The organism is Micromonospora rosaria, from assembly GCF_001567585.1.
GTDB classification, from domain to species: Bacteria; Actinomycetota; Actinomycetes; order Mycobacteriales; family Micromonosporaceae; genus Micromonospora; species Micromonospora rosaria.
Genome location: NZ_LRQV01000051.1, coordinates 28,302 through 42,232, shown reverse-complemented (window position 1 = coordinate 42,232; position 13,931 = coordinate 28,302). Strand labels below are relative to the sequence as shown.

12 protein-coding genes are annotated in these 13,931 nt (G+C 72.3%); 11 read left to right on the top strand and 1 reads right to left on the bottom strand.

The window, feature by feature from the left end:
• The first annotated feature begins 52 nt into the window (after window positions 1-52).
• From AWW66_RS15690 to mltG, 6 genes are all read left to right on the top strand, one after another.
• Window positions 53-694: a hypothetical protein gene (locus AWW66_RS15690; RefSeq protein WP_067366317.1), complete on the top strand. Its 642-nt coding sequence runs from the start codon at window positions 53-55 to the stop codon at window positions 692-694.
• Window positions 695-853: 159 nt separating this feature from the next.
• Entirely contained in the window at window positions 854-1,315 is a 462-nt protein-coding gene (locus tag AWW66_RS15685; RefSeq protein ID WP_067366293.1) for a DUF948 domain-containing protein, read from the top strand.
• Window positions 1,316-1,349: 34 nt separating this feature from the next.
• Entirely contained in the window at window positions 1,350-1,655 is a 306-nt protein-coding gene (locus tag AWW66_RS15680; protein WP_067366290.1) for a hypothetical protein, read from the top strand.
• Complete coding sequence (gene alaS, locus AWW66_RS15675; RefSeq protein ID WP_067366287.1) at window positions 1,652-4,330, top strand: alanine--tRNA ligase; 2,679 nt, start codon at window positions 1,652-1,654, stop codon at window positions 4,328-4,330. Before AWW66_RS15680 ends, alaS begins: the two co-directional genes overlap by 4 nt.
• Window positions 4,331-4,415: 85 nt before the next feature.
• On the top strand, window positions 4,416-4,862 hold the full coding sequence (gene ruvX / locus AWW66_RS15670) for a Holliday junction resolvase RuvX (RefSeq protein WP_067366284.1): 447 nt from the start codon (window positions 4,416-4,418) through the stop codon (window positions 4,860-4,862).
• Entirely contained in the window at window positions 4,862-6,064 is a 1,203-nt protein-coding gene (mltG, locus tag AWW66_RS15665) for an endolytic transglycosylase MltG (protein ID WP_067366281.1), read from the top strand. The genes ruvX and mltG overlap by 1 nt, the downstream gene beginning before the upstream one ends.
• Before the next feature lie 74 nt (window positions 6,065-6,138).
• Here mltG and AWW66_RS15660 read toward each other — a convergent pair whose 3' ends face one another.
• Window positions 6,139-6,525 carry a hypothetical protein gene (locus AWW66_RS15660; protein WP_157527487.1) on the bottom strand — a complete coding sequence of 129 codons (387 nt, stop codon included), beginning with the start codon at window positions 6,523-6,525 and terminating at the stop codon, window positions 6,139-6,141.
• Window positions 6,526-6,688: 163 nt separating this feature from the next.
• On the opposite strand from AWW66_RS15660, the gene AWW66_RS15655 reads away from it, so the two are divergent.
• The 5 genes from AWW66_RS15655 (at window position 6,689) to AWW66_RS15635 (ending at window position 13,863) form a co-directional block, all read left to right on the top strand.
• Window positions 6,689-7,525 (top strand): shikimate dehydrogenase, encoded by an 837-nt coding sequence (locus tag AWW66_RS15655; RefSeq protein WP_067366276.1) that lies wholly within the window; start codon window positions 6,689-6,691, stop codon window positions 7,523-7,525.
• Window positions 7,526-7,641: 116 nt separating this feature from the next.
• Window positions 7,642-9,375, top strand: a complete 1,734-nt coding sequence (locus tag AWW66_RS15650; RefSeq protein WP_067366314.1) for a glycosyl hydrolase — start codon at window positions 7,642-7,644, stop codon at window positions 9,373-9,375.
• Between the two features lie 210 nt (window positions 9,376-9,585).
• Entirely contained in the window at window positions 9,586-11,517 is a 1,932-nt protein-coding gene (locus tag AWW66_RS15645; protein ID WP_245648331.1) for a hypothetical protein, read from the top strand.
• A 140-nt stretch (window positions 11,518-11,657) separates the two neighbouring features.
• On the top strand, window positions 11,658-12,164 hold the full coding sequence (locus AWW66_RS15640) for an acyltransferase (RefSeq protein ID WP_157527489.1): 507 nt from the start codon (window positions 11,658-11,660) through the stop codon (window positions 12,162-12,164).
• Window positions 12,157-13,863 carry a lipopolysaccharide biosynthesis protein gene (locus tag AWW66_RS15635; protein WP_067366271.1) on the top strand — a complete coding sequence of 569 codons (1,707 nt, stop codon included), beginning with the start codon at window positions 12,157-12,159 and terminating at the stop codon, window positions 13,861-13,863. Before AWW66_RS15640 ends, AWW66_RS15635 begins: the two co-directional genes overlap by 8 nt.
• Window positions 13,864-13,931 lie beyond the last annotated feature (68 nt).

Here is a 13,931-nt window from a genome sequence, read left to right as displayed (position 1 = left end):
CGGCCCGGACGACGCCGAGCCGGCGGGTGCCGGCGGTGGCGCCCGCTCCGACCTGCGGCGTCGGCTCCGCGAACGGCGTCGGCTGCGGCTGGTCCTGCTCGGTACGGTGATCGTGGTGCTGCTCGGTGCGCTGCCGCTCTACTTCGGTATCCGTACGCTCAGCAACGACCCGGTCTTCGACACCCTCGACGCGCTCGAGGTGCCCGCCTGGGCGGCGGTGGAGACGCAGGACGACGTCAGCGGTAGCCGCTGGTGCCTGCTCGACTGCCGGCTGCGGGAACGCACCGTGGAGTCGGAGCGCCCGCCGGAGGAGACCGCCCGGGTGTACGAGCAGGCGCTGGTCCGCGACGGCTGGCGGCGGTGGCAGGTGGAACGGTGCCCGGAGCAGGAGGAGAAGGGCTCGTACACCTGCTGGCGGCGCGACGAGCTCACGCTCGACCTGTGGGTACGGGAGCCGACCTGCGTCCCGCCCCCGGGAGCCGACGGCGAGCCCGCGATCGTGCCGTCCCCGGCGCCGGGTGAGGAATTGCCGGCGGAGTGCACCGGGGCCTCGGTGTCGTTGAAGGTGCGTAACGCCATCGACGACGACCGGACGCGACCGCAGCCGAGCACCGACCCGTCACTGACCGGTGAGGACCCGTTCCCCACGTTGACCGAGGACCCCCTCGGGGAGTTGACCCCCTCACCGTCGTGAGCGGGCATTCATCACTGACGGTAGGGTCTGGGGCTGGTGGGACGGGTGTTCCGCCGGCCCCGTGGGGCCCGCACGGCCGTGGCCGACGCCGGTGGGCGTGCCGGCCGTGGGCCCGGCGTGGACGGCGCGGCTCGACGAATCTGCTTGAGGAGGACATGCGTGGATGGTGGACAGATCGCTGCCCTGATCGCGGCCGGCGCGTTCCTGATGCTGGTGCTCGTGCTGGCGGTGCCGATCCTGCGGCTGCGGCACACCGTGGACGCCACGACCCGGATGATCACTGACCTCAACGAGCGGACCACGCCGCTGCTGGGCGACGTCAACCAGACCGTGCGCAACGTCAACACCGCGCTGGAGCAGGTGCAGACCTCGCTGGACGGGGTGAACCTGCAACTGGCCAAGGTCGACACGATGACCAGCCACGCGCAGAACGTCACCGCGAACGTGGCGAACCTGGCCACCGTGGTCTCCGCCGCCGCGGCGAACCCGCTGGTCAAGGTGGCCGCCTTCGGGTACGGGGTCCGCCGGGCCGCTGCCGCCCGCCGGCACGCCGAGACCGAGCGTGAGGTCCGCGACAGCATCAAGCAGCAGCGCCGGGCCGCCAAGCGCGGCAACGGCTGAGCCCAGGCCGGTCGGGCGCGGGAGGATTGGGAGCATGAGGCGACTGTTCTGGCTGGGTATCGGCCTGGCCGTGGGCGTGGTGGTGGTGCGCAAGGCGACCCGCACCGCGCAGGCGTACACTCCGGCGGGCATCGCCGGCGGGCTGTCCGAATCCGCTGGCAGCCTGGTCGAGTCGCTGCGTAGCTTCGTGGAGGACGTCCGCATCGGGATGGCCGAACGCGAGCAGGAGATCCACGCGGCGTTCGCCCGGGGCGAGGCGTTCGACGACCAGTTCGCCGAGCTGCGGGAGGACCCGCGGATCGGGGACCGAGAGATTTTTCCCGAGGAGTACCAGCGATGAAGACGGCGGAGATCAAGCGGCGGTACCTCGCGCACTTCGAGGCGAAGGGGCACGCTGTGGTCCCGTCCGCTCCGCTGCCCGCCATCAGCGATCCGAACCTGTTGTTCATCAACGCCGGCATGGTGCAGTTCGTGCCCTACTTCCTCGGGCAGCAGACCCCGCCGTGGCCCCGGGCGGCGAGCGTGCAGAAGTGCATCCGGACGCCGGACATCGACGAGGTCGGCAAGACCAGTCGGCACGGCACGTTCTTCCAGATGAACGGGAACTTCTCCTTCGGCGACTACTTCAAGGAGGGGGCGATCCCCCTCGCCTGGGAGTTGTCCACGAAGTCGGTCGCCGAGGGCGGTTTCGGGCTGGACCCGGAGCGGATCTGGGCGACGGTCTACCTCGACGACGACGAGGCGTACCAGATCTGGCGGGACACCGGGGTGCCGGCGGAGCGGATCGTGCGCCGGGGCAAGAAGGACAACTACTGGTCGATGGGCATCCCCGGCCCGGGGGGGCCCTGCTCGGAGCTGTACTACGACCGGGGCCCGGCGTACGGTCGCGACGGGGGGCCGGAGGTCGACGAGGACCGGTTCCTGGAGTACTGGAACCTGGTCTTCATGCAACACGAGATCACCGACGTGGTCGACAAGGAGACCTTCCGGATCGTCGGTGACCTGCCGAAGAAGAACATCGACACGGGGATGGGCCTGGAGCGGATCGCCTCCATCCTCCAGGGCGTCGACAACCTGTACGAGATCGACGAGGTCCGGCCGATCCTGGCGCGGGCGGCGGAGCTGACCGGGAAGCGGTACGGGGCGCACTCCGGCACCGTGGCCGCCGAATCGCACCCCGACGACGTGCGGCTGCGGGTGATCGCCGACCACGTGCGGACCTCGCTGATGCTGATCGCCGACGGGGTGACCCCGAGCAACGAGGGTCGCGGGTACGTGCTGCGGCGGATCATGCGGCGGGCGGTCCGGGCGATGCGGCTGCTGGGCTGGCAGGAGCGGGCGCTGCCGGAGCTGCTGCCGGTGGCGCGCGACTGCATGTCGCCGTCGTACCCGGAGGTGGCGGCGGAGTTCGACCGGATCTCGCAGTACGCGTACGCGGAGGAGGACGCCTTCCTGGCGACCCTGCGGGCGGGCACCACGATCCTGGACACCGCGATCACGGAGACGAAGTCGGCGGGGAAGCCGGCGCTCTCCGGGGACAAGGCGTTCCAGTTGCACGACACGTACGGGTTCCCGATCGACCTGACCCTGGAGATCGCCGCCGAGCAGGGGCTCCAGGTCGACGCCGAGGGTTTCCGCCGGCTCATGGCCGACCAGCGGGCGCGGGCGAAGGCCGACGCGGCGGCCCGCAAGACCGGGCACACCGACCTGTCGGCGTACCGGGGCGTGCTGGACGCGGGCGGCGCGGTGGAGTTCACCGGCTACACCGAGCTGACCCGGGAGTCCCGGGTCCGGGCGCTGCTGGCCGGCGGCGGCGAGGTCGCCGCGGCGGGCGAGGGGGAGACGGTCGAGCTGGTGCTCGACACCACCCCCTTCTACGCCGAGGGCGGCGGGCAGCAGCCCGACCAGGGGCTGATCACCGTCGGCGGCGGTCAGGTCGAGGTCTTCGACGTGCAGCAGCCGGTGCCGGGGCTGATCGTGCACCGGGCCCGGGTGGTCCGGGGCGAGGTGCGCGCCGGGGAGTCCGGGTACGCCGAGATCGACGTGACCCGGCGGCGGGCGATCTCCCGCTCGCACACCGCGACCCACCTGGTGCACCAGACCATGCGCAACTTCCTCGGCGAGTCGGCCACCCAGGCGGGTTCGCTGAACGCCCCGGGTCGGCTGCGGTTCGACTTCAACACCCCGACCGGGGTGGCGCCGAGCGTGCTGCACGACGTGGAGCAGCAGGTCAACGAGGTGCTCCTGGCCGACCTGGAGGTGCACGCCTTCGTCACCAGCCAGGAGGAGGCGCGGCGGATCGGCGCGATGGCGCTGTTCGGGGAGAAGTACGGCGAGCGGGTCCGGGTCGTCGAGGTCGGCGACTACGCCCGGGAGCTGTGCGGCGGCACCCACGTGGCCCGCTCCGCCCAGCTCGGCCTGGTGAAGATCCTCTCGGAGGCGTCGGTCGGCTCCGGCGTCCGCCGGATCGAGGCGCTGGTCGGCATGGACGCCTTCGGCTTCCTGGCCCGCGAGCACCTGCTGGTGGCCCGGCTGGCCGAGCTGTTCCGGGTGCCCGGCGAGCAGGTCGCCGACCGGGTCGAGCAGACCGTCACCCAGCTCCGCGACGCGGAGAAGGAGCTGGAGAAGCTGCGGGCCCAGCTCGTGCTCGGCGGCGCGGGGGCCCTCGCCGGGCAGGCGAAGGACGTGCGGGGCGTGGCGTACGTCGGCACCGAGGCGCCCGAGGGGGCGGCCGGCAACGACGTGCGGACCCTGGCCCAGGAGATCCGGGGCAAGATCGACCCGGCCCGGCCGGCGGTGGTCGCCGTGGCGGCCCGCGCCAATGGCAAGGCCTCCCTGGTGGTGGCTGTGAACGGCGCGGCCCGCTCCCGGGGCCTGGCGGCGAACGACCTGGTCAAGGCGGCCTTCTCCGGCCGGGGTGGGGGCAGCCCCGACCTGGCCCAGGGCGGTGGCCTGCCGGCCGCCGAGGCGCCGAACCTGCTGCTCACCGTCGAGAAGACCATCGCCGACACGTGATGTGTGCCACTGCCGTCGACCCGGGCCGCTCCGGTGGAGTCTCACCGGACCAGCCCGGGTCGACGCATGACCGGGGAGTCGTGGAGTGACCGGGGTGCGACTGGGCGTGGACGTCGGGCAGGTGCGTGTCGGGGTGGCCCGTTCCGACCCGCACGGGGTGCTGGCCACCCCGGTCGCCACCCTCGCCCGGGACCTCGCCGCCGCGCCCGAGGCGGTGCCGGCCGACATGGCGGAGCTGTCCCGCCTGGTCAGCGAGTTCGAGGCGGTGGAGGTGGTGGTCGGACTGCCGGTGAACCTGGCCGGCCGGCACGGGCCCGCGGCGATCCACGCGAAGGCGTACGCTCAACGGTTGGCTGATGTGATAGCCCCCGTACCGGTGGCGCTGAGCGACGAGAGGATGTCGACCGTGGTCGCGTCTCGTAGGCTGTCCGAGCGGGGCGTCCGGGGGAAGCGCCAACGTGCGGTGGTCGACCAGGCCGCCGCGGTCGAGATTCTGCAGAGCTGGCTGGACGCGCAGCGGAGGCGGACGTAATGATCGACGATCTGGACCTCGGGTTCGACGAACAGGAGCGAGGGGAGAAGGGCCGGCACCGGCGCGGCTTCGTCGAGAGACGCAAGGGCAAGAAGCGGTCGGGCGGCCGGGGCAAGACGGCCTTCGCCCTGCTGATGGCCCTGGTGCTGCTCGGCGGCATCGGCGGCGGCGCGTTCTACGGTTTCGACCGGGTCCAGAACTACTTCACCACACCCGACTACGACGGCGCGGGCACCGGCGAGGTGACCGTCGAGATCAAGCAGGGCGCGCTGATCGCCGACATGGCCACCGCCCTGCACGGCGCCGGGGTGGTGAAGAGCCCGAAGGCCTTCATCAACGCGGCGGACGCGAACGCCCTGGCCAAGAACATCCAGCCCGGGGTGTACAAGGTCCGCAAGGAGATGAGCGGGGAGAGCGCGGTCACCGCCCTGCTCGACCTGAAGAACAAGATCGTCAACGGGGTCACCATCCCCGAGGGCCGGACCGCCAAGGGCATCTTCAAGCTGCTCTCCGAGTACACCAAGATCCCGGTCAAGGACTTCGAGGCGGCGGCGAAGGACCCGGAGGCCCTGGGCGTGCCGGACTGGTGGATCACCCGCAGCGACGGCAAGAAGGTCACCAAGTCGGCCGAAGGCTTCCTCTTCCCCGACACCTACGAGCTGCCGCCGAACGCCACCGCCGAGACCATCCTGCAGACCATGGTCGAGCGCTTCCTCACCGTCACCGGGGAGATGGAGTTCGCCGACCGGGTGCAGAAGGAGCGTGGCGGCATCACCCCGTACGAGGCGCTGATCGTCGCGTCGCTGGCCCAGGCGGAGGCGGGCACGAAGGCCGACCTCGGCAAGGTCGCCCGGGTGGCGTACAACCGGGTCTACGGGGACTTTCCCTGTAACTGCCTGGAGATGGACGTCACGGTCAACTACTACCTGGAGTTGACCGGTCAGAAGACCAAGACGTCCGCGGAGATGACGAGGGACGAGCTCCTCGACACCAAGAACCCGTACAGCCGCAAGCTCAAGGGACTGGTGCCGACGCCGATCAACAACCCGGGCAAGGAAGCGCTGGAAGGGGCGATGGACCCCCCGACGGGCAACTGGCTCTACTTCGTCGCCGTCGACCGGGACGGCAACTCGGCCTTCGCCGACACCTACGAGGGCCATCTGCGCAACGAGGCCAAGGCCCGCGAGGCCGGGATCATCTAGGTCCACCCTGTGCAGGGATGGCAGTGGCGGGCGGGGTGAAGGTCACGACCTTCACCCCGCCCGGTCGCTGTGGCTCAGCCGACCACCGGCGCGCCTGGCGGGATCTGGGAGATCCGCACGCAGCCGAGGGCGACGTACCGCAGGGTGCGGTTGTGGCCGACCTTCAGCCACCTGTTGCTGGTCGTGCCGTTGCAGGTGTACGAGCTGCCGGTGGTGACGCCCGTGCTGGCGGAGTTGCAGTCGGCCGTGACCGGGTACCAGCAGCTCACCCACTGGCCCTCGTTGATCTGTGCGACGGCGGTGTAGCTGGTGCCCGCTCCGGTCCGGATCTTCACCGCCGAGTTGCCCGCTTGAGGGGTCGCTCCGGCGTTGAGCGTGCTAGCACTTGCCGGTGCGACGGCCAGTGACAGCGCGGCGAGAGCGCCGACGGCGGCCGAGGCGGTCAGTTTCCGAAACCGCATGCCTACTCCCTGTGTTGATCGACATGACGCATCGATGTAACCATAGGTATTGGTGCAAGCACAATCTGTCATGGTGGTGAGATTCTGGTGGCCGGTTGCGGCCGGGTGGCGCGGCTGTCGGCGTCGGCGTCGGCGTAGCCTTGGGTCATGTGGAGAACTGTCGGTGGCTGAGCCCCGAACTGCACGACGGGCGGCGGTGATCGGCAAGCCGATCGCGCACTCCCTCTCCCCGGTGATCCACCAGGCCGGGTACGCCGCCGCCGGGCTGACCGGCTGGTCGTACACCCGGATCGAGTGCGCGGAGTCCGAGGTCGCCGGCCTGGTCGCCGGCCTCGGCCCGGAGTGGGCCGGGCTGTCGGTGACCATGCCCGGCAAGGAGGCGGCGCTGGCGGTGGCCGACGAGGTCTCCCCGCTCGCCGCCGCCGTCGGCGCGGCCAACACGCTGGTGCACCGCCCGGACGGCTCCTGGTACGCGGACAACACCGACGTGACCGGCATGGTCGAGGTGCTCGGCGCGGCCGGGGTGGGCGCGGGCGCCACGGTGACCGTGCTCGGCGCCGGTGGCACCGCGCGGGCGGCGCTGGCCGCGGCGGCCCGCCTCGGCGCGGCCTCGGTGACCGTGGTGGCCCGCCGCGCGGCGGCCGTCGACGACCTCCGTCCGGTCGCCGCCACGCTCGGCCTCGCCCTGACCGGCGCCCCGTGGGCGGCGGCCGGCGGTCACGCCGACGTGGACGTGCTGGTCTCCACGGTGCCGAAGGGGGTCGCCGACCCGATCGTCGGGGGGCTGCGCTGGCGGCCGGGGGCGGTGGTCTTCGACGCGCTCTACGACCCCTGGCCCACCCCGCTCGCCGCCGCCGCCCAGGCGGCCGGGTGCCGGATCGTCTCCGGGCTGGACCTGCTCCTCGCCCAGGCGGTCGGCCAGTTCGCGCAGTTCACCGGGGTCACCGCGCCGGTGGCGGCGATGCGCGCCGCCCTCGTCGCCGCCCGCGCGTCCCACTAGCCGGCAATCCTTAGCTGCGGGTTAAGACGCGCTGACGCGGCGCTGTGCTGTCGAAGTCCGGTGCCGGTCGTGGCTACGCTGCATCCCGTACCACAGTCGACACAGGGAGTGTGCTCGTGACCAGGCGTGGAGTTCACCGCCTCACCCGGTACACCGGGTCCCGGCGCAGGGCCGCCATCCTCGGTGTCCTCAGTGTCGGCGTGGTGGCCGGCCTCGTGGCCACCATGATGCCGTTGCTGGCCGACGACGACGCCGCGCTGGTGGCGGTCGCCGACACCACCGCCACGACGGTGCCGCAGGACGGTGACAACGGCGCGAAGACGACGCTGGCCACCTGCCCGGCGCCCTGCGACGGGAACCCGCGCGGCACCCGGGACGCGGTCATCCGGTTCGCGGTGACCGACCTGCCGGCCACCGCCGTCAACATCCGGGCGACGCTGCGGGTGCACACCTGGCGCGACGCCGCCGCCGCGGTCACCGCGTACGCCTCCACCGTGGACGCCGGCCAGCCGCGCCCGGCGCCGGTGGAGCTGGGCGACGTGCTCGACTCGGTGTCGACGGTGACCAAGGGCTTCAACGAGTGGGACGTCTCGGGCCTGGTGCGCGGCAACGGCACCGTCACGGTCGCGTTGGCGCAGACCGGGCTGGACACCCGGATCTACTGGGCGTCGCGGGAGAACCGCGACCCGGGCCTGCACCCGCGCCTGGTGCTGAGTTACGACGTCGGCACCGGGGCGAGCCCGACGGCCTCCGTGCTGCCACCCACCTCCGCGCCGGCCGCGCCGCCCACCCCGAGCGCGACGCCCCGCACGGAGCCCCCGGCCACCCCGAGCCCGACCCGCCCCACCGCCACCACCCCCGCCCCCGACCCGACGACGCCGCCGGCCAGCGGCTCCGGCCGGTGCGGGACGGTGTCGCCGATCCTGGTGCCCTCCTGCGGCGCCTGGTGGGGGATGTACTCGCCGGCCTCCGCCGGCAACGGGTGGGACCACGGCCAGTCGGTCGCCGACGTGGAGGCGCAGGTCGGGCGGAGGTTCGACGTCGTGCACCGGTACCACGACTTCTCCAACTCCGGCAGCAACGGCGCCTTCCCCGACGCGTACCAGCAGGAGCAGATGCGCCAGGGGCGGATTCCCTTCTTCGCCTGGGAGTCCCGGGTCTTCTCCACCGGCACCGTGCTGACCTGGGCGGACGTCTACAGTGGCCGGCACGACGCGACCATCGACGCGGTCGCCGGCCGGATCAGGGCGATCGGCTCCCCGGTCTTCATGGGCTTCGACCACGAGCCGGAGGACGAGCCGGCCAAGGGCAGCGACGCCGACTTCGTCCGCGCCTGGCGGTACGTGCACGACCGGTTCGAGCGGGCCGGGGCGGACAACGCGGTCTGGGTCTGGGTGATGATGGGCTGGTCCGGCCACCACCACCGGTACGCCGGCCTCTACCCGGGTGACCGGTACGTGGACTGGGTGGGCTACGACCCGTACAACTTTCACGTCTGCAACGGCAGTACGGTGTGGAAGAGCCCGCACGACACGGTCGGCGGCTTCTACCGCTGGCTGGACGAGAACGGCATCGGGGCGGGCAAGCCACGGATGCTCGCCGAGTTCGGCACCAACCTGCACCCGGACGACCCGGCCGCCAAGCGTCGCTGGTTCGAGCAGTTCCCGGCGGCGTTGAAGGCGCACCCGAAGATCAAGGCGGCGATCTACTTCAACTCGCCGGGGATGACCCGCAAGACGAGCACCTGCGACATGACCATGAACCACGACGCCGCCGCGCTCGCCGGCTTCGCCGCCGCCGGCCGCGACAGCTACCTGCGGCAGCCGACGGGGCTGGGCACGCCGGGCTGACCTGGTGTCCACCCGGGGCGGTCGGTCCGGACCGGACCGACCGCCCCGGTGTCGGTAACTCGATTCACCGACCGCCCAATCGGCGGATTTCCCTTTTCGCCCCCCACGAGGGACGCTACGCAGGTTCTTGTTCTCCCCCCGATGGAGCAAAGCGTGCCCGTTCCCTCGCTCTACCGGCGTACCGCCGGTTCCCTCCGCCTCCGCGCGGCGCTGCTCGCGACGGTGGTCGGTCTCACGGTGCTGTCCGTGCCCGGTGCCGCCTCCGCCGCCGTGGTCCCGGTCCCCGCACCGGCCACCCTGGTCTCGACCAACCCGGCCGACACCACCCCGCACGCCCGCGACGGTGAGACCCGCGCCTTCGCGCAGGTCGGCAACACGGTGTACGTGGGCGGCAGCTTCACCCAGATCCGGCCCACCGTCACCGCCGGCTGGGCCACCCAGCGGTACCTGTTCGCCTACGACCGCACCACCGGGGCCGTGTCGACGACCTTCCTGCCGGTGCTCGACGGCGCGGTCAACGCGCTGATCGCCGGGCCGGGCGGCACCGTGATCGTCGGCGGCGCGTTCAAGACCGTCAACGGGGTGGCCCGGCGGAACCTGGTCGCCCTCGACCCGGTCACCGGTGCCATCGTCGACTCCTGGGTCGGCCGCTCCGACGGGGGCAACGTGCGCGACCTGGTCCTGCACGGCAACCACCTCTACGTCGCCGGGGCCTTCAACTGGCTCAACGGCACCGCGCACGCCGGCCTGGCCCGGCTCAACGCCACCACCGGCGCGATCGACCCGACCTTCAACGTCAACGCCTCGGTGGGCCGGCACGAGACCAACTCGTACGTGTGGACGATCGACGTGTCGGCGGACGGCAGCACCCTGGTCGTCGGCGGCAACTTCCTGTACCTCAACGACCTGCCGCGCAACCAGATCGGCCTGGTCGACCTGACCGGTACGCCCAGCGTGATCGACTGGAGCTCGGAGAAGTTCGTCGCGCCCTGCGGCAACCCGGCGACCTTCGTGCACTACGTGCAGGACGTGCGGTTCGGCGCGGACGGCAGCTGGTTCGTGGTCGGCACCAACGGCGGGTCGGGCTGGCCGTCGGCGTACTGCGACGCGCTGGTCCGGTTCGAGACCGCCGCCCGGGGGACCGGGCAGCTCGCCACCTGGGTCAACTTCACCGGCAACGACACCATCACCTCGGTCGAGGTGGCCGACGGGGCGATCTACCTCGGTGGGCACTTCCGCTGGCTGAACAACCCGAACGCCAGCGACGTCGCCGGCAACGGAGCGGTCGACCGGCTCGGCATCGGCGCGGTCAACCCGGCCACCGGGATGCCGCTGAACTGGAACCCGCGCCGCAGCGGCGGCTCGTCGCTGCCCTCCGGGGCCAGCAACTGGGGCTCCTCGGTGCCGGTGCTCTGGCGCGGCACGGACGGGCTCTACTTCGGCCACAACTCCGACGGCATGGGCGACGAGTACCACGGCCGGCTCGGCATGTTCCCGCTGGCCGGCGGGCGCACCGCGACGCCGCGCAACGCCCAGTCCGCCACCAGCGGCAACCTGCACCTGCGGACCGCCAACGGGGAGCTGGCCAAGGTCCCGTTCAACGGCACCACCCTCGGCACGCCGACCACGGTCAGCCAGCCGAACTGGACCGGGGCCGGGGCGACCTGGCAGGTCGGTGACCGGATCTACTGGTCCCGTCAGGTCACCGGCTCGCCCACCGGCAGCCGGATCGACATCTCGCTGTACAACGGCACCACGATCGGCGTGCCGTGGGAGGCCTCCGGCTACAACGACTGGTTCACCCCGGCGAACCTGACCGGCGCGTTCTTCCTGGACGGCCGGCTGTACTACACCCGGACCGGGGCGTCCGGGCTGTACTACCGGTACTTCGAGACCGACGGCAACTACCTCGGCGCCACCGAGTTCGCCGTCCCCACCACCGGGATCACCTGGTCGGCGGTGCGGGGCATGGCCTGGGTCGCTGGCAAGATCGTGTACGGCCACACGGACGGCTCGCTGCGTTCGGTGCCGTTCGACCCCACGGCCACGCCGGCGGTGGCCGGTGCCTCGGCGACCGTGCTGGCCCCGGCCAGCGCCGGCCTGACCTGGTCACAGCCGGCGATGTTCTTCTCCGTACAGTAGCGATCGACCGATCGTGATGAATACTCGGTAAATTGGACTACCGGGGGCCGGTGACGAGTCTCGTCGCCGGCCCCCGTGACGACGAGGAGGGCCCGTTGACTGGCGTCGCTCGTGCCCGCCGCGGCCCGGTGCTGCGCGCGGTGTACGCGTTCCGGCGGGGCTGGTACCGGTTGCGCTACCGCCGGTTGACCCTCGGCCGGGACGTCGAGATCCGGGGCCGGATCCGGCTGCGGCGCGGGGTACGGGTGAGCATCGGCGACCGGACCCGGGTCAACAAGCTGGTCCGCTTCGCCGGGCCGGGCGAGGTGCGGGTGGGCACGGACTGCCTGCTCAACGCCACCTGGATCGGCTGCTGGACCTCGGTCACCATCGGTGACCGGAGTCTGCTGTCCAACTGCGAGCTGATCGACAACGACTTCCACAACCTTCCGCCGGAGCTGCGGCACGAGCCGGCCACCGACCGGACCCGGGCGCCGATCGTGATCGGTGAGAACGTCTGGATCGGCGCGCACGCGCTGGTGCTCAAGGGGGTGCGGATCGGTGACGACAGCGTGGTGGGAGCGGCTACGGTGGTCCGCACCGACGTGCCGCCCCGGGTCGTCGTGGTCGGCAACCCTCAACAGACGGTGAAGAAGTTCCATGACTGATCCCAGCCCCGCCGGATGGTCGGCGACCGAGCGGCCGGGTCCGCCCGCCCGCACCGTCACGATCACCGATCTGCTGCGCATTCCGCTGCACCGGATCCGCCTGGTCGGCGGGATCGCCGCGGCGGGTCTGCTCGCCGCGCTCACCTTCGTGCTGCTGGCCCCCTCGGCGGTGACCGCCAACGCGGTGGTCGCGGTCCGCCCGGTGGTGACCGACGCCTTCACCCCGACCGGGTCGAGCCCGGACCGCGCGGTGAACATGAACGTGGAGAGCGGCATCGCCACCGGTACCGACGTGGTGGGACGGATCGCCACCGCGAACGGCCAGAGCCCTCGGGACGTGCGCAACGCCCTGGAGGTGGAGATCCCCACCGGCGGCCAGATCCTGCGCTTCGTCTACCGGGCCCCCTCGGTGGAGGAGGCGGTCGAGATGGTCAACCTCGCCGCCCAGTCGTACCTGGACGTCCGGCGGGAGATGTACGAGAAGCAGCGCACCGAGATGCTGCGCGCGTACGACGAGAACATCAGCAACGTCACCAGCCAGCAACGGGCGTTGCAGCGGCGGATCGACAACGCCGAGGGCCGGGTCTCCGACGCGACGGTGAGCGAACTGTCCGGGATCAACAACCAGTTGGGCCAGCTCAACTCGGCGCGCAGCGAGATCGCCGCGGTCGACGTCAACCCCGGCTGGGTGACCCAGACCGCCGAGCCGGCCCTGGCCTCCCGGGACGGCAACCGGATGCTCTTCCTGGTCGCCGGGCTGCTCGGCGGCACGCTGGTCGGCGTGGTGGTGGCGTACGCCTGGGAGTCGATGGACCGGCGGGTGCGCTCGGTGACCGACGGCCGGGAGGTGACCGGGTTGCCGTTGCTGGGCACGGTACGCCGCCGCCGGGTGCCGCCCGGGCGGGGGCAGCCGGTCGACGCCGACGTGCGGTACGTCGCGATGGCCATCGCCGCGCAGGTGCGCCCGCCCGCCCGGGTGGCGGTGCTGACCGCCCGCGAGGACCCGACGACGACCACGGCCGGGCTGGCGGTGGCGCTTGCCGCCGACGGCCGTCCGGTCTTCGTCGCCGACGACAGCGGGCGGTCCGGGCGGCTGCGGGACGCGGTGCTCGCCGGCCGGTCCAGGCTGCCCCTCGACCGGCCCGGCGCGACCATCGACGGCTCGGCCGTCCAGGGCCGCTCCCCGGTGGCGCTCGGTCGTCCGGGGACCGTGCCGAAGCCCCGCCCGGGCGGCACCGCGACCTCGGGTTCGGTGCCCGTCGCCGGGGCCTCCGGCGCGGTCCCGGTGCCGGCGGCCAACCCCACCACCGGGCCGGCGGCGGGCCGGCGGCCGTCGCCGTACCCGGTCGGCGCCCGTCCGTCCAGCGACCCGGAGGCGACGGTGACCCTGCCCCGGGTCTCGTCGAAACGCGACGGCGAGTACGGGCGCACCGTCGACGCCGAGGACATCGCGGTCGGCTCGGGGACGGTCCGGATCGGCACCGCCCGGCAGGGCGTCGGTCAGCCCCTGGTGCTCTACAACGCGCCGCCGGCCGAGTCCGACGAGCGGGGCGTGGCGCTGGCCCGGCAGGGCACGGCGGTGGTCGTGGTCGAACGGGACCGGACCCGGCAGGCCGACCTGCGTCGGCTGGTGGAACGGCTGCGGGCGGCGGGGGTCACCCCGCTGGGCTTCGTGCTGACCCGCAACGGTCATGGCTGAGCCGGTCCCCGGCGGTCCCGAGCCGAACGTCGCCGGTCCTGAGCGGCACCCCGCCGGTCCTGAGCGGA